Source organism: Pseudarthrobacter sp. S6 (assembly GCF_050156575.1).
Classification (GTDB): Bacteria; Actinomycetota; Actinomycetes; order Actinomycetales; family Micrococcaceae; genus Arthrobacter.
The window spans coordinates 984,151-1,004,373 of record NZ_CP189581.1 but is presented as its reverse complement, the minus strand read 5'-3'; the positions used below and the strand labels follow the sequence as shown (position 1 = coordinate 1,004,373).

Genomic DNA, 20,223 nt, shown 5'->3' with positions numbered 1-20,223 from the left:
TGGATCTGACAGGCTCGATCACCGGGAGGCGGGTACGATCACCGGACCGCGCGGGCGGTCCGGACCACTTCACCCCAGGACTGCCGCGCAAGGTCCGCCACCGCTGCCAGAATGTCCGACGGCGGCATCGACAGATCCAGCGGAAACTCCACAATGTCGATGTCAGTGTTGAGGATCCTCCGCAGCTTCATCTCGCCCACCCCCGCATAGACCAGCCAGGCGGTGGGCACACCCAGGGCGGTGCAGTGGGCAAGCATCTGGTAGTGGTCGGCGGTCAGGGAGGCGCCCAAGTCCGTGGCGGCCTTGTACTTTGCGTTGTAGACCACCACCGGCCGGCCGCCCAGCAGGTGCACTGCGTCCGGGCGCACGGATAGCCGGTCGGCATCATGGACAGCTTCGCTCAGGAGCGCGTTGAACTGCCGCCGCATCTCCCCCGGATACGCCGCCATGGCCTCGCGGAGCGCCGTGCCCACAAAATCCTCGAACACCTGGGCCATGTCCACCACAAACGACGCCGTCTGCTGCTTCCCCTCGCCCGCCTCAGCAGACGCATTCTTCAGGATCAGCTCAGCGAGGCGCAGCACTGGCTGGTAGCGAACGTTCATCCGGCTCGGCGTCCATGGTGGCAGGGGCGCACCGGCAGGTAGGCGGGTGACGGCGTCGAGCTTTCCCTTCAGCTGGCGCAGGCGGCTCAGCACTTCGGGGCGGACCCGGGGCACCTGGCCCATCCGTTCCAGCGCGGCGCGCAGGATCCGGTTTTCGGCGATGTCCTCGGTGAACTCGTCGTAGGACACTTCCAGCGGCACCAGCATGCCGGGGCGGCGGGAGATCTGGTCGGAAATCCGGATGCGGCCCTTGACCGTGCGGAGGGACTCATCAACGGTCAGATAGCCCTGCAGCACCCCTCGCCCAAGGGCACGCTCTGCCATTTGCGCCAAGGATTCGGCCAGGGCGCTCCAGAGTTCGCGGTCCTCGGTTGCGGCCACGGAGTCGGCTCGGAAGCCCTGGTTGCCGGCGTAGCTGAGGAGGAAAAGCAGCCGGCTCAGACCCAGCCGGTCTTTGGGGCGCACATCCAGCTGCAGGGTGGCCGTGCGGACCGAACCCACCTTGCCCGCGGGCTCGATCCGGTACAAACCCATGCCCATCGGGGAGGCCTTGGCAAGTCCACTGGCGTTCATAAAGGCCGCGCTGGCCGCATCGAGGCGTTCCACGGTGCCTTTGCACAGCTCATCGAGGACCAGGTGGCGCACTGCGGGGCCGCCACCACGCTGCTGGGCGCCGCCCAACGCTGCGCCACCCTGCGCTGCGCGCCCCTGCACAGCCCCTCCTGACGCGGCGCCGCCGTGGGCGGGAGTATGGGTTGGCTTAGCTGGTAACAAGGCGCCCCAGCAGCTGCTCCAGACCGAACCGTTCCTCCAGCTGCGCGCGCGTCAGCTGGCCGTGGTAATGCTCTTCCAGCAGCGGCATCAGCTCATATTTCCAAATCCGGCGCAGCCCCGTGGGCGTCTGGGCGGCGGTCTTCATAAAGTACGACGGGCCGATCATCAGGTCCCGGTCCCACTCGTCGATGGCGGCGTTGAGCGCATCCAGCAGCAGTGCCGGCGTGGTGTCCAGGTTCCGCGCCTGCAGGAACCGTAGCAACGACCCCTGCACCGGCTCCGTCTGCGGATGCAGCTCGATGAACGCAAACCGGCGGCGGATGGCGGCATCCATCATGGCGATGGAGCGGTCCGCGGTGTTCATGGTGCCAATGATGTACAGGTTGTCCGGCAGCGTGAACGGCTCGTTGGGGCTGTACTGCAGGTAGATCCGGTCATCGCGGTACTCCAGCAGGAAGTAAAGCTCGCCGAACACCTTGGCCAGGTTGGCCCGGTTCATCTCGTCAATGATCAGGAAATAGGGCTTCTTCTCGTTCCCGGGCTTGGCGGCTTCTTCGGCCAGGCGGCGCAGCGGCCCCGCCACGAGTTTGAAGGCCACCTGGCCCTCGTCCGTTTTGTCCGGCCGGTAGCCTTCGAAAAAGTCCTCGTACGCGTAGGACGGGTGGAACTGCACCAGCTTCACCCGTTCGTCCGTGCTGTCCTGGGCCAGTTCCGCCGCGAGATGCTTGGCCAGGTACGTCTTGCCGGTTCCGGGCGGCCCGTACAGGACCAACTGGCGGTTCTCCTCCAGCAGTTCCGCGATCTCCTGCAGCGGCTCCAGGTCCATGTGCAGCGACTCCGCGAAGTCGCGGCTCAGCGGGCGGAAGCCCTCCTGCACAGGGGGCACGACGGCGGCAGGTTCGGCGTCGCCGTCGTCCTCCGGTTCCGCCTCGGCCGGCACAAGCGCCTGGAGCGCCTGCACCACTTTGGTGACGTCAACAACGATCCCCGAGGTGGCCAGCTGCCGCTGGACGTGACGGGGCAGATCGGTGGTGGCGTGGCCGTCGTCCAGCCAACGCACCTTGCGCCGCAGGCGACGGTTGTCATCGTTGTGCTCGGGCTCGCCCAGCACGACGCCCAGCCGCACGGTGCCGGCATGCTGGAACAGAACCAGGTCGCCGGGCTTCATGACGGTGAGGAAGGCGAACACCGCTGTTTTGGTGTCCTCCCGCTCCACGTAGCCCAGGTGCTTGTAATCCTCGTCCACCGCGTGCTGCACCAGCCCGGCGGTCACCCCGGGGTCCAGATGGCGGAGATGTTCGACGTCGAGCGTCACCTTCTCCTCTTCCTGCCACGCGGTGAGGAGCTCGGCGTTGTCGCTGTGGGTACGCAGCAGCCACGCGCGGCGCCCGGGGTCCCCGACCTTGCGCCACTGGCTGACCAGCTGGCGGGCGTACCAGTCGATCCGCTGGCCGGCCTGTTCATCCAAATGCAGCCGGATGCGGTGGATGTCCGCGGTGATGTCTTCATCACTGTCGCCCTTGGCCCCGCCCACCAGGGAGGCGAACGCGTCCCGGATTTCCTGCCGTTCCACGTCCGCCACAACGGGCTCGAAGTAGCTCGGCCACGCCAGGTACTCGATGCTGCGGCGGATAGCCGGCTGGTCCCCCGGTGTGCCCGCGGCGAGCTCGTGGAAATTGAGCGGGTCCTTCAGCGCCTTGGCGATGGCTGCAGGAATCTGCTGGTCCACGTGCTGCACAAAGCGGCAGAGCCATTTGAGGTGGTCCCAAATGGTCCAGTTGAATTCGGCGGTGCGGTCCCTGATCACGCCGTGGTCAGTCATGCCCTTGTAGAGTTCCTCGGGCAGCTCCAGCGGTGCTTCCAACGGTGTTTCCAGCCAGGACGCGGCCTCAGCCACGCGGGCACGCTTGACCTTGAGCGACTTCACCTCGTGCGCCAGGGGCAGCGACTGCAGGAAGAGCAGCTCGACGGCCAGCTGCTTGGCCTCCCGGGACGCGTCTTCGAGGTTCTGCCGGAGGTTTGTCATCATGGGCGCCTTGGCGTCCGCGGTTCCCCGGTCCAGGCGTTCCAGCAGCTCTGCCGCAGCCTCCGCGGTCCAGGTCAGCGTGTTTCCGTCCAAAGCTGACGGCTTGCCCTGCAAGCCCGGTCCCAGCACAAACCACGCAGCGTCCTCGATCTCCTTTGAGACACCGAGGGCGCGGTGCATGGCAGTCTTGGGGTTTGGGGTCATGGGTTCAAATTTACAGGCTCAAGCTGGATGCCCGCTCCGAAGTCCCTGGCGGTCTGCAGTTCACAGGCCCGCTATTTGACTGACACGGCCCCGGCACCAGACCGCTTGCGCCCAAGAATGAAGTAGCCCATCGGCCCGATGAAATTGATCAGGGCAGCCACGCGCCAGGCCGCTTTTGGCCCGTTAATTTGGTCAGCCGGGCGCTTGGAAATGTCCCGCTGGGCGGCCAGCATCAGTGACACCTGCGCGATTCCGATGGCCACAAATCCTGCCCGTGCCGCCGGTGACATCTCTTTCCAGGTCTTTTTGGTTTTCTTGGCCATGATCAAACGCTCCTTAGTGGATATTCCCAGTTTCCGGTGTCCGCCGTGCCTGCGCAACGGATGCGCACGAACGGCGCCTTACGGGTCAAAACGTGAACGGCTCAAACAGTGAACGGCTCAAAAGTGAACGGCTCAAAAAGTGAACGGCGCCAGCCGCTCCTTCTGCTCCGGTGTCAGGCGCAGGACGCGGCCGGAGGCTTCGTCCACAAACGCCAGGTGGCTGCTGGCCCGGACGCAGTCCTCCCGGGTGACCGGGTCCTGCACCACGTAGTGGATGTCGAAGCTGGCGCCCTTGACGGCACCGATCCACACTTGGACCACTGCCGGGATGTTGCGGTATTCGAGCGTCCTGACGTAGCGGATCTTGTGGTCCACCACCAGCGCCAGGGTTCCCTCCGGAACGTCGTTGAACAGCGACATTTCCGGCTCAACGCCCGGCAGACCGGTGCCCCGGGGAGGCCCAAACGCCATAATCCGCGCCTCCTCGAGCATCCGGACAATCTGGACGTTGTTGATGTGCCCGTAGGCGTCCATGTCACCCCAGCGCATCGGGACCAGGACCTCAATGCGCCGGGCGGCTCCGGCTTCCAGGGCGCTCAGCTGTGGACCGCCGTCGAATCGTCCACAACGGTGTCCTCAACGTCGGAACCGGCGAACTGGGACATGTACAGCCGGTAGTAGGCACCTTCCGCCGCCAGGAGTGACTTGTGGTTACCCTGCTCCACGATCTTGCCGTTCTCCATCACCAGGATGGTGTCGGCGTCGCGGATGGTGGACAGCCGGTGGGCGATCACAAAGCTGGTGCGGTCCGTCCGCAGCGCCGCCATGGCCTTCTGGACCAGCAGTTCAGTGCGTGTATCCACCGAACTGGTTGCCTCGTCCAGGATGAGCAGCGACGGGTTGGCCACAAATGCGCGGGCGATGGTGACCAGCTGCTTTTCACCGGCGCTGACGTTGTTGCCTTCTTCATCGATGATGGTGTCGTAGCCATCCGGCAGGGCGCGCACAAAGCGGTCCACGAAGGTGGCCTTGGCGGCCGTCATGACCTGCTCCTCGGTGGCATCCAGGTTGCCGTACCGGATGTTGTCGTAAATGGACCCGCCAAACAGCCAGGCGTCCTGGAGTACCATGCCAACCTTGGACCGCAGCTCGGAGCGGCTCAGGTGCGTGACATCCACGCCATCCAGGGTGATGGACCCTGAGTTGAGCTCGTAGAAGCGCATCACGAGGTTCACCAGGGTGGTTTTGCCGGCCCCCGTGGGACCGACGATTGCCACGGTGTGCCCGGGTTCCGCCGTGAAGGACAGGTTTTCAATCAGGGGTTTGTCCTCGGTGTAACTGAACGTGACGTCGTTGAACGCCACATGCCCGTCGGTCTTGGCCGGCAGGTGCTCGGTGACGGACTCGGGGTCCTGCTCATCGGCGTCGAGGAATTCGAACACCCGCTCCGAGGACGCCACGCCGGACTGCAGCATGTTGGCCATGCCGGCCATCTGGCCCAGCGGCTGGGTGAATTCGCGCGAGTACTGGATGAATGCCGTGGCGTCGCCCAGGGACATCGAGCCCGAGGCCACCCGGAGACCACCCACGACGGCAATGCCCACATAGCTGAGGTAGGAAACGAACTGCATGACCGGGAAGATCATGCCGGAGACGAACTGGGCTCCGAAGCTGGCCTTGTACAGGGCCTCATTCCGCTCTTCGAAGCGTTCCAGCATGTCAGCGTCACGGCCGAAAACCCGCACAAGATCGTGACCGGAGAAGGATTCCTCGATCTGGCCGTTCAGCTCGCCCGTGTTCTTCCATTGGGCGGCAAAGAGCTTCTGGCTGCGCGAACCGATCAGGCCGGCCGCCACGCCGGACAGCGGCAGCGCCACCAGGGCGATGAGGGCGAGCTGCCACGAGACGATGAACATCATGATAACGATGCCGATGACCGTCAGCAGCGAGCTGATCAGCTGCGCGAAGGCCTGCTGCAGCGCCTGCTGGACGTTGTCGACGTCGTTCGTTACCCGGGAGAGGACGTCGCCGCGCTGGCGGGTGTCGAAGTAGTTCAGCGGGAGCCGGTTCAGCTTCTTTTCGGTGTCGTCCCGGAGCCTGCGGATCACCTTCATCACGATGCGGTTCAGCACGTAGCCCTGCAGCCAGAGGAAGATGTTGGCCACAAAGTACATCAGCAGCACGATGGCGATCAGGACCGAGAGCTTCTGGAAGTTGATCCCAGTGCCTGGAACCAGCTCCATCCGGGACACCATGTCCGCGAAGTTTTCCTGCCCCTGCTGGCGCAGGCCTTCCACGAACTGGTCCTTGCTGGCGCCGGCGGGGAGCTGCTTGCCCACTACGCCGCCGAAGATGACGTCCATGGCCTGGCCCAGGATCCTGGGGGCGATGACGTTCAGGACCACCGAGACCACCACCAGGGCCACGACGGCGTAGATGCCCACAGCCTCAGGCTTCAGGAGCCCCAGCAGGCGCTTCGCCGAGGGCCAGAAGTGCTCGGCCTTCTTGGCGGGCATACCGCCGAACATATCGCCGTCGGCTTCGGAAGGTTTGTACTCCTCCTCGAAGAACCCGTCGTCCTCCAGGAGGTCTTCGGGAGTTACGGAATCCGGGTTCGTTTCGGTGGTCGAGCGCGTCGAGACCTTCTTGGCGGCGCTCATGCCATTTCCTCCACACTCAGCTGGGATTCAACAATTTCCTGGTAAGTGGGTGACGTTTCCAGGAGTTCCTCATGCGTTCCGCGGTCCACGATCCGGCCGTTGTCCAGGACCAGGATCTGGTCCGCGTCGGTGATGGTGGAGATCCGCTGGGCCACGATGATCACTGTGGCGTCGGCGGTGGTCTGTTTCAGGGCTGCGCGGAGCCTGGCGTCGGTTGCCACGTCCAGTGCTGAGAACGAATCGTCGAAAAGGTAGACCTTGGGTTTGGTGATCAACGCGCGGGCGATGCAGAGCCGCTGCCGCTGGCCGCCGGAGACGTTGGTGCCGCCCTGTGCGATGCGGGCGTCCAGGCCGTTCTTCTTCTCGCGGACGAAGTCCCCGCCCTGGGCGATCTGCAGCGCGTCCCAGAGTTCCTGGTCCGTGGCTTCGGTCTTGCCGAAGCGCAGGTTGTGTTCGATGGTGCCGGAGAAGAGGTACGGCCGCTGCGGGACGAGCGCCACGCGCTTGGTGATCTCGGCGCGGTCCAGGTTGCTGACGGAGACGCCGTCCAGGAGGACTTCGCCCTCGGCGATGTCGTAGAGGCGCGGCAGCAGGGCCAGCAGCGAGGTCTTGCCTGCGCCGGTGGAACCGATAATCGCAACGGTCTCGCCTGGCCTGGCGGTGAAGCTGACGTTGCTCAGCACCGGCGTCTCGGCACCTGGGTAGGCGAAGGTGACGTTACGGTACTCGACTACCCCGGCCACTGTGGCGGGAGTCTCGGGACGTTCGGGATCGTGGATGGAGGGTTCGACGTCGAGCACCTCACCGATGCGGTCCGCGCAGACCGAGGCCCGCGGGATCATCATGGCCATGAACGTGCCCATCATGACGGCCATGAGGATCTGCAACAGGTACTGCAGGAACGCGGTCAGGGAGCCCACCTGCATCTCGCCTGAATCCACGCGCTGGCCGCCGAACCACAGCACAGCTGCCGTGGACAGGTGCAGGATCATGCCGATGGCCGGGAACATCAGGACAAACAAGGCCCCGATTTTCAAGGAGACGTCGGTCAGGTCCTTGTTGGCGACGCCAAAACGGTCAGTTTCGTACGGTTCGCGGACAAAGGCGCGGACCACCCGGATGCCGATGATCTGCTCGCGCAGGACAGCGTTGATGCGGTCGATCTTCTTCTGCATGGAACGGAACAGGGGCATCAGCCGGACCACCAGGTAGCCCACCACAACGAACAGCACGGGCACGGAGACCCAGACCAGCCACGACAGGCTGATATCCTCGCGCAGCGCCATGATGATTCCGCCGATGCACATGATGGGGGTGGCCACCATGAAGTTCAGTCCCATCAGCACCAGCATCTGGACCTGCTGGACGTCATTGGTGCCGCGCGTGATGAGGGTGGGGGCACCGAACCTGTTCACGTCCTTGGCGGAGAAACTGGTGACCTTGCGGAACACCCCGCGGCGCAGGTCCCGGCCCACGGCCATGGCCGTTTTGGAGCCGTAGTAGACGCCGGCGATGGCGGTACCCACCTGGACAATGGCCACCAGCAGCATCACGGACCCGGTCCGCCAGATGAAATCCGTGTCCCCGCGGGTAACGCCTTCGTCGATGATCTGGGCGTTGAGGCTGGGAAGGTAAAGCGCTGCGATGGTGGATGCCAGCTGGAACACTACGACGGCCACGATGTATGGCATATACGGTTTGGAGTAGCGCCGTATGAGGGTGAGGAGCATGCCCTTGATTCCTTAGGGAGAGAGCGCGAAATGATGAGGATAAGTAGTAGCAGACGGGGCTGACATTTCTCAGCCTACCTACTCTACGAAATCCGTTGCCCCGGCGAAACATCTACGGTAAATATCATCCGATCGGCGTACTCCCCCACACGTTCCTCCACCACTCACCTGCGCGAACGGACACTTGCGGCCCCGGATCCATGGGGCCTCAAGTGTCCGTTCGCGCGGCGATCAGCCGTTCGCGCTCAGGTCAGCGGTTCGCGGAGGCGAGTTCCGGCGTCGTGCTGTCAGCGTTGGCGTTTTCCTTAGCGCTTTCCCCTGCGCCTGTCCCCGGCGCTGCCCCCGCCCCTGGTTCAGCAGCCGGCTGGATGTCAACCGTGCGCCGCAGCGGGCGCTCCTTGATGAGCAGGACCGAGATCAGGGCTATCACCGCAACGCCGGCGGAGATCAGGAAGACCTCGGCGGTGGCGTCGCCGTAAGCAGCGCGCATGATCTCGCGCACCGGTGCGGGCATATCAACAAGGTCCATGCTGGCGCCGGCAGAGCCGCCCGCCACAGGAATGCCGGCCGCGGCCAGGCCCTGCGTGGCGAGTTCGCTGACCCGGTTGCTGAGGACGGCGCCGAGCACGGAGACACCGATGGCGCCGCCCACCGAACGGAAGAATGCCACGGACGAGCTGGCCGTACCGATGTCTGACGCCCGGACGGTGTTCTGCACCGCAAGGACCAGGTTCTGCATCAGCATGCCGAGGCCCAGGCCCAGGATGGCCGTGAAGATCCCGGCCTGCCACAGTTCGGTGGTGTGGTCCATGGTCCCTGCGAGGCCGAGGCCGCCGATCAGCAGGATGGACCCGCCGATCAGATAGCCCTTCCATTTTCCGGTGCGGCTGATGAGCAGACCGGAAACGACGGAACCGGTCAGGTTGCCGGCGATCATCGGAAGCGTCAGCAGCCCGGCTTCGGTGGGGGTGGCCCCGCGGGCCACCTGGAAGTACTGGCCCAGGAAGGTGGTTGAACCGAACATCGCGATGCCCACGGCCACTGAAGCGATGATGGCCAAAGCGGTGGTGCGCTCGGAGATGATCTTCAGCGGGATGATGGGCTGCTCAACCTTGGACTCCACCAGCACCAGCAGGGCCAGCAGCACCACGCCGCCGCCCACCATGGCGGCCGACTGCCAGGAAACCCAGTCGTAGTAGGCGGGGTTGCCGGCGAAGGACACCCAGATCAGGAGCAGGCTGACACCGGAGGTCAGCAGGATGGAGCCAAGCCAGTCGATCTTGACGTGGCGTTTGATGTGCTCGATTTTCAGGGTGATCTGGAGCAGGATGAGCGCGACGACGGCGAGCGGCACGCAGACGAAGAAGGTCCAGCGCCAGCCCAGCGGGCTGTCCACGATGAATCCGCCCAGCAGCGGGCCGCCGGCAGTGCCTACCGCCATCACGGCACCCATGTAGCCGGAGTATTTGCCGCGGTCCCGCGGCGGGATCATGGTGCCGATGATGGCCTGCGCCAGCGCGGTGAGCCCGCCCATGGCCACACCCTGGATAACGCGTGCGGTGAGCAGCAGCGGGATGGTCTCGGAGAGTCCGGCCATGACCGAGCCGGCCACAAAGATGACGATGCTCAGCTGGACCAGAATCTTCTTGTTGAAGAGGTCCGACAGCTTGCCCCAAATCGGGGTGGTGACGGCGTTGGCCAGCAGGGCAGCGGTGATCACCCAGGCGAAGTCGGTTTGGGTGCCGTGCAGATCGGACATGATGGTGGGCAACGCGTTGGCCACGATGGTGCTGCTGAGGATGGCGGTGAAGAACGCCGCGAGGAGCCCGGTCAGGGCTTCCATGATCTGGCGGTGGGTCATCGCCAAGGGGGGTGCGGCCGGTTGGCTCGACATAATCAGTGCTCCTGGAAGGTCTGGTTTGCGGCGGCTGTTGCCATGGTTGAAAGTGCCGGGACTGCATGTTCCCGGGCTGAATGCTTGAGGGACTCCGAGAGTTTCGTCAGAATCCGTGCCGTATCTTCGGCATCCTCCTGGCTCCAGTCGCTGAGGTAATCCTGCAGCGTGGCCGTGCGGTGCTCCTCGATCTTCCGGAGCTTTTCCGCGCCGGCCGGCGAAAGGGCAACCAACTGGGCACGGCCGTCGTCGGGATCCTGCCGACGGATGACGTAACCCTGCTCTTCAAGGTCCGCGATGTGGCGGCTGAGGACGGGGGCGCTGACGCCGAGCCGCTCCGCAAGCTGGGTGGCGCGGGACTCCCCCTCCCCCACGAACCTGAGGACGCCTTGCAGCGCAACCCCGGTGTCCTGTCCGCGGAAGCTCGCCGCGGCCACACATCGGACCACCCGCTGGAGGTCGAAAATGCGGTAGACAAGGTCCGCTGCGGTATCCGGGGCAACTGCCATGGTTGAGCTCTCCTCTTTTGTTTGCCTAAGGCAACTATATCCTTAACTGGTTGCTTTGGGAAACTAAAGAGCTGGGTGCGGTGGCACATACCCTCACAACAAAAGCGCGAGAGGACACTTGGGGCCCTTTGGAATGGGGCCTCAAGTGTCCTCTCGCGCTGTGGTGGAGCGGGTGCTTTGGTGCGTGCTGGTCAGCCGTCCTGGTGGGTGGGAGCGAACATCTTGAGCAGGGTTTCGACGACGACAACGTTAGGTCCGTGCGCCGCGAAGCCCGCTTTAAGCGCGTCCCCGACGTCCTCGGGGGCCACTCGCGTGGCCGGCACACCGAACGCCTCCGCCAATTTCACGAAGTCGGGGCGTGCGAGCTCGGTGGCCGTGGCCTTGCCGAACGCGCCCACCATGTATTCACGCAGGATGCCGTAACCGCCGTCGTCCACGATCAGCCACGTGACCGGGACATTGTGCTGCTTGGCGGTGGCGAGTTCGGAGATGGAGTACATGGATGAACCGTCACCGGACACGGCAAGAACACGGCCCGGTTTGCCCAGTGTTTCTAGCCCGACGGCGCCGCCGATGGCTGCCGGGAAGCCGTAGCCCAGGCCGCCTGCGCCCTGGGCGGAGTGGAACTGACCCTGCCGCGCATCCCAGCAGCTCCAGCCCCAATAGGCGGAGATGGTCATGTCCCAGAAGGTCTGCATGTCCGCGGGGACGGCCTCGCGGATGTCCGACATGAACATCAGCTCTTTGCCCAGGTCCTGGGATTCGAGCCTTGCCTTGACCTTGGCGAGGGATTCCTTCACCAGGTCCTCGGGGGTGGTCCCGTGCCAGCTGCGGGCGGCGTCCACCGGCGCTGCCAGGGCGTCGTCGAGGGCGGCGAGCGCCTGGCCGGCGTCGGCACGGATGCCCAGGCCGGGGCTGTTCGATTCGAGGACCCGCGGTTCGGCGTCGATCTGGATAATGCGGCCGCGGGGCGTGAACGTGAAGTAGTTGGACGTTACTTCACCGAGAGACGAGCCGATGACAATCAGGACGTCGGCATCCTCAAGGAGGTCCGTCATGTGGCGGTCCTCGATCCAGGACTGCAGCGAAAGCTCATGGGTCCAGGGGAAGGCGCCGTTGCCGCCCGGGGTGCAGATGACCGGCGCCCGCAGCTTCTCGGCAATCGAGAGCAGCGATTTTTCGGCCCGGCCCCGCCGCGTACCGCCGCCGGCGATGATGGCGGGACGTTCCGCCGTCGACAGCCATTTCACCGCTTCCCGGACCAGCTCCACGCGGGGCGGATTGTCCGCTGCTTCGGCGAGTGCATCCTCCACCGGTGGCACCATGATGGGATCCAGCAGCACGTTCTGCGGGATTTCCAGCCAGACCGGCCCCTGCGGCGAGGAGATGGCTTCAGTCCAGGCATCCTGGATGGCTGAGGGAATGCCCGACGCGTGCTGGATCAGGCGCTGGCTCTTGGTGACGTTCGCGGCCGAGGCCTTCTGGTCATCGAGCTGGTGCAGCATGCCCTTGCGGCGGGCGCCCAGGCCGTCGAGCGGGATCTGGCTGGCCACCACCACCATGGGCACTCCCGTGGCGTAGGCCTCCTGCAGGCCGGCCAGGGACGTCAGCGCGCCGGGTCCCGTGGACAGGAACAGCACACCCACTTCACCGGTGGCGCGGGAGTACCCGTCCGCGGCGAAGGCGCTGTTGTTCTCCACGCGGGAGGACACGAAGTGCAGGTTTCCGCGGCCCATGGCGTCAAACAGGCCGAGTGCGTGCTGGCCCGGGATGCCGAAGACGGTCTTGGCGCCGAGGGCTTCAAGGGTTTCGACGACGAGGTCCCCGCCGTTGCGCTGACTTCTCCCCTTGCTCTCCCCTGCGGGCGCAGCTGCCGTGCCCGGATCGAAATCAATCATGGTGGCTACTCCTTGGTTCCGGCGGCGAAACCGGCAGGTTGGCGGGCTTCTTGGCCGAAAGCCTGGGCGGCGTAGCCGCTGGCGGTCCCGAACCGGTCACCTTCAACAGCATTGTCCGCCATCAGGGTGATCAGTTCATAGGCCACATGGCTGGCCGCCACGCCGGTGATTTCGGCGTGGTCGTAGGCGGGAGCAACCTCGACGACGTCGGCGCCCACCAGGTTCATGCCGCGGAAGCCGCGGATGATCTCCAGGAGTTCGCGGCTGGTGATGCCGCCGGCCTCCGGGGTTCCGGTACCGGGCGCATGCGCGGGGTCCAGGACGTCGATGTCCACGGAGATGTAGAGCGGGCGCTTGCCGATCCGGTCGCGGACCTTGGCCACGGTCTCCAGGACGCCCTGGTAGTAGACGTCAGCGGAGGTGACGATGCCGAACCCGAAGCGGTGGTCGTCGTCGAGATCCTTTTTGCCGTAGAGCGGGCCGCGGGTGCCGATATGGCTGATGGCTTCTGTGTCCAGGATGCCTTCTTCAACGGCCCGGCGGAACGGGGTGCCATGCGTGTATTCGGCACCGAAGTAGGTGTCCCAGGTGTCCAGGTGGGCGTCAAAGTGGAGCATCGCGATAGGGCCGCCGGCGCGCTCGGCAGCCGCGCGGAGTAACGGCAGGGCGATGGTGTGGTCCCCGCCGAGCGTCACCAGTTTGCTGCCGGCCGCGGTGAGGTCCAGGGCGTTCTGCTGGATGGTTTCGATGGCCTCGTTGATGTTGAACGGGTTGACCGCCATATCGCCGGCGTCGGCCACTTGGATGTTTTCGAACGGACTGACGTCCCACGCGGGGTTGTACGGGCGCAGCAGGCGGCTGGCCTCGCGGATGTGATTGGAGCCAAACCGGGCGCCGGGACGATAAGAAACACCCGAGTCGAAGGGCACTCCCACCACCGTCACGTCAGCCTTGGCCACCTGGTCCAGGCGCGGCAGCCGGGCGTACGTTGCAGCGCCGGCATAGCGCGGGATACGGGATGAATCGATGGGGCCAAGGTTGCCGTTGGCTTCGATGCGCAGCTCTTTCAAAATGAGCCTCTCCTTCGAGGATTGATCGGCGGGGGTGACAGCCATCATAGCCTGAAGTTTTCTTATGCGTATCAGTTGTTTACAAACTCTTTGGCGAGGGTCCCGCTGATCGCTCCCGCGGGTCGGCAATTTCGGCAGGGGCAGGCCTTCACGCCGCGGAGCCGAGGCGGGCTGCCGGCCCGCAGGAAAGAGGAGGCCGGCCACAAACCGGGCAGGAACACGCAACGGAGCGCTGCCACGCAAGCAACTAGAAGCAGGAAGCGGGCAGCCAGTAGGCGGGCAGTGGCAACCTACCGGCTGGCGGCGGGGACCAGGACCCAGAGAACCTCAACAGCCTCGTCGGTGGGATTGACCCACGTATGTGGTTCGCGGCCCGGGAATGTCACGGTGTCGCCGGTGCTGAGCTCGTATTCCTCGTTGGTCAGGATCAGCCGGATGCGCCCCTTGATCACATGGAGCACATCCACGTCGCAGTCCACGGCGTAAAGCTCAGTCTCCCCGCGGCCATGCGGCTCGATGACGGCCTGGATCATCTGGATGCGCCGTTCGGAACGGGCCGTCAGCAGCCGCTCCACGATGCCTTCGCCGCCGAGGGAGATCCGGGGCCCATCGTTCCGCTTGGTCAGGTGCGTTTCCGGGGCAACAAACAAATCGCCGATGGAGATGGACAGGACCTGGCACAGGGTCACCAGGGACGCGACCGACGGCGACGTGAGGTCACGTTCCACGCGGCTCAGGAAGCCCTTGGTCAGGCCTGTGGCGTCGGCAACCTGCTCGATGGTCAGCCGCTGGGACTGCCGGGCGGCACGGATTCGGGAACCGATGGCAACGGGGACGTTGCTCGGCTCAACTGGAAGTGCCTTCATGTACGGACCTTTCATGGCCGGCGGTGCGGCCCCATCTCTGGAGCAATCCTAATGGCTGAGGAACTCTTCCTCCCCACTCAACAGGAGCAGCGGAAAACCGGCGTCCCCAGCAGCGCCGCCGGGATACCCGCCAAGCTGCAAATCAGCTCCAAGGAGCCCCAAATGGACGCTCACTTCGTCAACATCCCATCGGCTCGGGTGCTCCTCCTGAGCCTGCTCCTCGCAGGCACCATCCAGCGGCTGAAGATCTACACGGTCTCCCAGATGCTCAGCCTGCGCTACGGCCAAACGCGCCACCCAGACCTCCGGCATCGTGGGTCGCGGGAGCTGTCACCGAAGAACTACCCATGGAGGATCACCGGTCGCCAGCCACCGGACCCATTAGGGTCATTACTGACAGGCTCCATCACCGGAGATAAGGCTCATTCCGGAGATAAGGCTCAACCAACGCAGAGTACGACGGCGGCACTCCCTTCGCTTCCCCGGCGAACCGGTGTGCCGCCGTCGTTCGTTTCATTCCGTTCCGCGGAACTCGTCCTCATCGAGTGGGACCACGCGCTCCTCGGCGTCGACTACTACCGGAGGCGTAGGAACCACCACTTCTTCGGCGTCCAGGAACTCCTCGTCGGCGTCCCAGTCCTCCTCGCTGACTGGTAGGTCCTCGGCGTAGTCATAGGCGGGATCCGCTTCAACGGAATCCAGGTGCGGCATGTCCGGGTGCTGTCCGGTGGTGCTCATGGTTTGACCTCCGATTGTTCGCCTGACGTGCTTTTGTGGGTGGGCGCGGGCGGACGCCACTCCTTCATCACAGCACCGCCGGTGGGCCCGGTCAAGACCCGCCGCAACGCGTCCGGGCACACCCGGCAGGCCGCCATTTATTGAGGGAAACCTAAACTCCGCAGTGAGGTCAGCCAGCCGAAAAACCGCGTCATTCCGCGGTAAGCTGGGCGGTGCAATGGGGCCGAACCTTCCCCATCCAGCACAGGAGCCTTGCGTGTCTCAGCACCACAATCCCCACCAAGCCGCGCCCGCGGAATCCAATCCATCACCGCCGCAGCCCACACCGGCGGACCTCCGCCGGTGGCGCCAATACCTGGCAGACGAACGGGCAGAGGCCGCCGTCTACCGCGACCTCGCCCAGAACCGCGACGGCGAAGAGCGTGCCATCCTGCTGGCCCTCGCCGAAGCCGAAGGACGGCACGAGGCCCACTGGCTGCGGCTCCTCGGCGACCACGCCCAAAAGTCCCGGCCGGCATCGCTCCGCAGCCAGTTTCTGGGATTCCTGGCCCGCCACTTCGGTTCCGTTTTTGTCCTGGCCCTCGCCCAGCGCGCTGAAGGCCGCTCCCCGTATGCCCTGGATCCCAACGCCACGGACGCCATGGCAGCGGATGAGCAGATCCACGAGGAGGTGGTCCGCGGCCTGGCAACGCGCGGCCGCAATCGGCTCGCCGGGACTTTCCGCGCCGCCGTCTTTGGCGCCAACGATGGCCTGGTCAGCAACCTCTCACTCGTGGTGGGCATGGCCGCTTCCGGAGTGGCGAGCGGTGTGGTGCTGCTCAGCGGTGTAGCCGGGCTCCTCGCCGGCGCCATGTCCATGGCCGCGGGCGAGTTTGTCTCCGTCCGGTCCCAGCGCGAGCTCCTCGCCGCCACCCGTCCCACCCAGATCACCCTCGCCGCCGCCCCGAAACTGGACATCGAACACAACGAACTGATGCTCGTCTACCTGGCGCGCGGCATGTCCCACGAGGCCGCCGAACACCGCGTGGCCGAACGCATGGGGCTGCTGAGCTGCGACTGCGATCCCAGCCTGTCGCTGCAAGCCGAACTGCCGGAGTTGGAGGACCAGCACGAGGCCGTGGGCACTGCGTGGGGGGCGGCAATGTCCAGCTTCTGCTTCTTCGCGTCCGGCGCCGTGGTCCCCATCCTGCCGTTCCTGTTCGGCCTGACCGGGGTGGCCGCCCTGGTGGTGGCCGCGGTGCTGGTGGGGCTGGCACTGCTGGCCACCGGCGGAATCGTGGGCCTGCTGTCCGGGACGTCGCCGCTGACGCGCGGGCTGCGCCAGTTGGGCATCGGCCTGGGCGCCGCCGCTGTGACCTACGTGCTGGGGCTGGCCTTCGGCACCGCGGTGGGCTAGCCGCTGCCGGAAATGGGCTGGGCGCCCAGCACCGCGAGCGCCTCGTCCGCACTGTCCACCAGGAAGATCCGGTCCTCCATGGCACGTCCGGCCGCCAGCCGCTGGAGCATGGGCCACGCGGGATACTCGTACTTCCACTGCTGCCGCCCTACCAGCACCATCGGCATCACAGCTTCGCGCGCGCTGTAGTAGTTCTCGCAGGCGTCCTGGAAGATTTCCTGCACGGTCCCGGCCGCGCCCGGCAGGAAGATGATGCCGCCGTCGCACAGTTCCAGCAGGATCGCCTCGCGGATGGCGTTCGCGAAGTACTTGGCGATGTGGGTGGCAAAGTAGTTGGGCGGCTCGTGCCCGTAGAACCAGGTGGGTATTCCCAGCGATGGTGTTCCGCCCGGATAGCGTTCGACGACGGCAGCCGCCTCGCGTGCCCACGCGGACACCGAGGGGCGGAAGCCGGGGACGGATCCAAGCCCGGCCAGTGCCGCCGTGAATTCCGCATGCGGAACGTGGCTGAGATAGGCGCCGAGGTTGGCCGCTTCCATGGCACCGGGGCCGCCGCCGGTTGCCACCCGCCGCCCGCTCTGCGCCAGGAGCCTGCCCAGCTCGGCTGCCTGGGCGAAGTCCGGGGTGCCCCGCTGGGCGGAATGGCCGCCCATCACGCCCACGGTGGTGCGGCCGGCGAGTAGGTCCGAGTGCGTGAACTCGTCCAGGGCGTCCCCGATGGCGTGGTCATGCAGCGCCGAGGCCAGGGTGGCATCCAACCGGCTGCGTTGCCCCGGGCTGATGCTCCACTGGTACACCAGGGCATCAGGCAGCTCCTCATAGGGTGAAGTTTCCAGGCCGGCATACAGTTCCTGCGGCGTGTAGAGCCGTGCCCGGTAGGGATCGAACGGCACACCCTGCAGCCTGGGGAAGATCAGTGCGCCGCGGCGGCGAAGCCCCTCTTCCACGCCCTGGTCGAAGGTACAGCCCAGGAAAATGGCACCTTCCACGTCCAGGGTTTCCAGCGCCGCGTTCCGGCCACGCAGATCCAGAGACTGGGCGTGCCAGCCGCCCATGGCCACCGCGCCGGCTGCGACCAGCCGATCGAAGGCCTCGAGGCTCTCAACCTCCAGGGTCCGCGGGCTGGGAACCAGTCCGCCGGAGGGGTTCACGCCGGGAACACTAGCGTGCCGCTCCGGCAGCGCCGGTGACGTGCTCGTCCAACCGGGCCAACGTCTTTTCTATGCTGACGGGGTGGCGGCGCAAGTAACCTGCCAGCCGGAGGAAGACCTTGCCGCGGACCTCCCTGGCGTCCCACTGTTCGATGACGCGCGTGCCGGCAGCACCATCGGCACCGGTGGCCGGTTCGAGGATGTAACGCCAGACATGACCGTAGAAATGGCGCCAGGCGATGCGCCGGCCCTCCTCGAACTCGGAGACCGTGTTCAGGATCTTGTAGTCCACGGCCATGTTCATTTCCATGCCGAACCGGGCTCCGAGGCCCAGCCGTTCCGGGCCGTGCGGCTGGGCGCCCTTCACCGTGCCGGATCCGTCGATCGCACTGTGCAGCGCCGGCGTGGCCAGGACGTCAAAGATCACTTGGGCCGGAGCGGCGATGAAGCGTTCGCGGGAGACGAGATATCGGTTATTCATTCCCCCAGCCTAAGACCACGGGCACGAATGGAGGGTCGCCCGCCAGTGGCAGCCTTGACCGCCAAAATTCCGCTGATATTATCAACTAAGGTAGTATGTCCTATCAAGCGAACATACTAGGACATGGATGTCCGCCCGAACCACGGGCAGGCACCAGCGTCCGGCATGGAACGAGGAGTATTTAGTGGCGAATCAACTTGGTCTCATCATCGACCGTTCCTCGCCCGTGCCCCTGTATCACCAGGTGGTCCAGGGCATCGAGAACGCTATCAATAGCGGAATCCTGGAACCCGGCAGCCGGCTGGAGAACGAAATCCATCTCGCTGCCCAGCTGAACCTGTCCCGGCCCACTATGCGCAAAGCCATGGATGAACTGGTCCGCTCGGGGCTGCTGGTCCGCAAGCGTGGCGTGGGCACCCAGGTGGTCTCCAGCCAGGTTCGCCGCCCCTTGGAGCTCTCCAGCCTGTTTGATGATCTCTCCAACAACGGCAAGAAGCCCACCACGCAGGTGCTGACCTTCTCCCATTTGGAGGCCGATGCGGCGACGCTCGCCACCCTCGAACTTCCTGCAGGCTCGAAGGTGTACCACTTCACCCGCCTGCGGAAAGTGGGCGGCAAGCCCCTGGCCCTGATGGAGAACTGGGTCCGGGACGACATCGTCACCATGGACGAAGCCACGCTCGCCTCTGAGGGCCTCTACGCCATTCTCCGCCGCGGCGGAGTCAATTTCCGCCTGGCCTCGCAACGAATCGGCGCCATGATCGCCAACGACTACCAGGCCCGACTGCTGGGGGCCGAGGTCAGTTCCGCCCTGGTCACCATGGAGCGCACCGCAACGGACGATGCGGGCCGCCGCGTGGAAACCGGGCACCACGTGTACCGGGCGGATTCGTACAGCTTTGAAATGACACTCGTACAGCGATAGCGCAAGGAATATCAATGGCTAACTGGGTCTACCCCTTGGGCAGCGCCGCCGACGGCGCTTGGGACATCTCGCTCGGAACCTCCGATTCAACCATGGCCGTGGACGGCTGGGCCCATACGGGCCTGAAGGTGGCCACCTTAACTGCAGGTGCCGCCGTCGTTCTCCCAGCAGCGGACGAGGAGCGCATAGTGGTTCCGCTCAACGGCTCCTTCACCGTCTCCGTGGACGGTGACCAGTATGTCCTGAAGGGGCGGCCGTCCGTGTTCCACGGCCCCAGCGACGTGCTGTATTCGGGCACTTCCTGTGCCGTCACCGTCAGCTCATCCGACGGCGGACGGGTGGCGGTCGCCACGGCACCGGCAAAGGCCTCCTATCCGACCCGCCTGGTCACGGCGGCGGAAACGCCTGTGGAACTGCGCGGCGCCGGCAACTGTTCCCGCCAGGTCCATAACTTCGGCACGCCGGCGGCCCTCGAGGCTGACCGTTTCATCGTGTGTGAAGTCCTCACCCCCGCCGGAAACTGGTCCTCCTACCCTCCGCACAAACATGATGAGGAAAAGGACGGCGAAACGAACCTCGAGGAGATCTACTACTTCGAGACGCAGGTGGCTGCCGGCTCCGGGGCACCCGCCGACGCCGATGCCATCGGCTACCAGCGTGTGTACGCCTCGGATGAGCGTCCCATCGACGTCGCGGCCGAGGTCCGCACGGGCGACGTTGTGCTGGTCCCCTACGGTTGGCACGGCCCCGCCATGGCAGCCCCGGGCTACGACCTGTACTACCTGAACGTGATGGCCGGCCCCGGACCGGTCCGTGAATGGCTCATCAGCGACGACCCGCACCACGGCTGGGTCCGCCAAAGCTGGGACGGCCAGGACATCGATCCCCGGCTGCCGTTCGGAGCGTAGAGATCCGAAGAGATCAAGGAAAATGCCCCTCCGGAACGGATTCCGGAGGGGCATTTTGCATGGGA

Annotated in this window: 17 protein-coding genes and 1 pseudogene; 4 read left to right on the top strand and 14 right to left on the bottom strand. The window is 65.3% G+C overall.

The window, feature by feature from the left end:
* Positions 1-38 precede the first annotated feature (38 nt).
* From ACQCS0_RS04910 to ACQCS0_RS04860, 11 genes are all read right to left on the bottom strand, one after another.
* Positions 39-1,178, bottom strand: coding sequence for a 5-methylcytosine restriction system specificity protein McrC (locus ACQCS0_RS04910; RefSeq protein WP_354154224.1), 1,140 nt, complete (start codon positions 1,176-1,178; stop codon positions 39-41).
* A gap of 187 nt (positions 1,179-1,365) precedes the next feature.
* Positions 1,366-3,609: an AAA family ATPase gene (locus tag ACQCS0_RS04905; RefSeq protein WP_354154162.1), complete on the bottom strand. Its 2,244-nt coding sequence runs from the start codon at positions 3,607-3,609 to the stop codon at positions 1,366-1,368.
* Positions 3,610-3,680: 71 nt separating this feature from the next.
* Positions 3,681-3,932 carry a PLDc N-terminal domain-containing protein gene (locus ACQCS0_RS04900; protein WP_354154163.1) on the bottom strand — a complete coding sequence of 84 codons (252 nt, stop codon included), beginning with the start codon at positions 3,930-3,932 and terminating at the stop codon, positions 3,681-3,683.
* A gap of 132 nt (positions 3,933-4,064) precedes the next feature.
* Positions 4,065-4,481, bottom strand: a complete 417-nt coding sequence (locus ACQCS0_RS04895; protein WP_354154164.1) for an acyl-CoA thioesterase — start codon at positions 4,479-4,481, stop codon at positions 4,065-4,067.
* A 47-nt stretch (positions 4,482-4,528) separates the two neighbouring features.
* Positions 4,529-6,592: an ABC transporter ATP-binding protein gene (locus ACQCS0_RS04890; protein WP_354154165.1), complete on the bottom strand. Its 2,064-nt coding sequence runs from the start codon at positions 6,590-6,592 to the stop codon at positions 4,529-4,531.
* On the bottom strand, positions 6,589-8,322 hold the full coding sequence (locus ACQCS0_RS04885; protein ID WP_354154166.1) for an ABC transporter ATP-binding protein: 1,734 nt from the start codon (positions 8,320-8,322) through the stop codon (positions 6,589-6,591). The genes ACQCS0_RS04890 and ACQCS0_RS04885 overlap by 4 nt, the downstream gene beginning before the upstream one ends.
* 250 nt (positions 8,323-8,572) lie before the next feature.
* The gene (locus ACQCS0_RS04880; protein ID WP_354154167.1) at positions 8,573-10,216 is read right to left on the bottom strand and encodes an MFS transporter; all 1,644 of its coding nucleotides are present in this window, start codon (positions 10,214-10,216) and stop codon (positions 8,573-8,575) included.
* A gap of 2 nt (positions 10,217-10,218) precedes the next feature.
* Positions 10,219-10,725 carry a MarR family transcriptional regulator gene (locus ACQCS0_RS04875; RefSeq protein ID WP_354154168.1) on the bottom strand — a complete coding sequence of 169 codons (507 nt, stop codon included), beginning with the start codon at positions 10,723-10,725 and terminating at the stop codon, positions 10,219-10,221.
* Between the two features lie 191 nt (positions 10,726-10,916).
* Positions 10,917-12,623, bottom strand: coding sequence for a thiamine pyrophosphate-binding protein (locus ACQCS0_RS04870; RefSeq protein ID WP_354154169.1), 1,707 nt, complete (start codon positions 12,621-12,623; stop codon positions 10,917-10,919).
* A gap of 5 nt (positions 12,624-12,628) precedes the next feature.
* A complete protein-coding gene (gene speB, locus ACQCS0_RS04865; RefSeq protein WP_354154170.1) occupies positions 12,629-13,693 on the bottom strand; it encodes an agmatinase in 1,065 nt (354 codons plus the stop codon).
* A 290-nt stretch (positions 13,694-13,983) separates the two neighbouring features.
* Positions 13,984-14,559, bottom strand: coding sequence for a cupin domain-containing protein (locus tag ACQCS0_RS04860; protein WP_354154171.1), 576 nt, complete (start codon positions 14,557-14,559; stop codon positions 13,984-13,986).
* Between the two features lie 198 nt (positions 14,560-14,757).
* Between ACQCS0_RS04860 and ACQCS0_RS04855 the strand changes: the two are divergent.
* Positions 14,758-14,875, top strand: a pseudogene (locus ACQCS0_RS04855) (sodium:solute symporter family transporter); the annotation flags it as partial.
* Between the two features lie 197 nt (positions 14,876-15,072).
* Here the strand turns inward: ACQCS0_RS04855 and ACQCS0_RS04850 are convergent.
* Positions 15,073-15,297, bottom strand: coding sequence for a hypothetical protein (locus ACQCS0_RS04850; RefSeq protein ID WP_354154172.1), 225 nt, complete (start codon positions 15,295-15,297; stop codon positions 15,073-15,075).
* A gap of 256 nt (positions 15,298-15,553) precedes the next feature.
* Between ACQCS0_RS04850 and ACQCS0_RS04845 the strand changes: the two genes are divergently transcribed.
* Positions 15,554-16,693 (top strand): VIT1/CCC1 family protein, encoded by a 1,140-nt coding sequence (locus ACQCS0_RS04845; protein ID WP_354154173.1) that lies wholly within the window; start codon positions 15,554-15,556, stop codon positions 16,691-16,693.
* Here the strand turns inward: ACQCS0_RS04845 and ACQCS0_RS04840 are convergent.
* Positions 16,690-17,844 carry a Rossmann fold nucleotide-binding protein gene (locus tag ACQCS0_RS04840; RefSeq protein WP_354222582.1) on the bottom strand — a complete coding sequence of 385 codons (1,155 nt, stop codon included), beginning with the start codon at positions 17,842-17,844 and terminating at the stop codon, positions 16,690-16,692. The genes ACQCS0_RS04845 and ACQCS0_RS04840 overlap by 4 nt on opposite strands.
* A gap of 10 nt (positions 17,845-17,854) precedes the next feature.
* The gene (locus ACQCS0_RS04835; RefSeq protein WP_354154175.1) at positions 17,855-18,325 is read right to left on the bottom strand and encodes a polyketide cyclase / dehydrase and lipid transport; all 471 of its coding nucleotides are present in this window, start codon (positions 18,323-18,325) and stop codon (positions 17,855-17,857) included.
* 184 nt (positions 18,326-18,509) lie between these two features.
* Between ACQCS0_RS04835 and ACQCS0_RS04830 the strand changes: the two genes are divergently transcribed.
* Positions 18,510-19,250, top strand: coding sequence for a GntR family transcriptional regulator (locus ACQCS0_RS04830; RefSeq protein ID WP_354154176.1), 741 nt, complete (start codon positions 18,510-18,512; stop codon positions 19,248-19,250).
* A 14-nt stretch (positions 19,251-19,264) separates the two neighbouring features.
* Positions 19,265-20,158 (top strand): 5-deoxy-glucuronate isomerase, encoded by an 894-nt coding sequence (iolB, locus tag ACQCS0_RS04825; RefSeq protein WP_354154177.1) that lies wholly within the window; start codon positions 19,265-19,267, stop codon positions 20,156-20,158.
* The last annotated feature ends 65 nt before the right edge of the window (positions 20,159-20,223 follow it).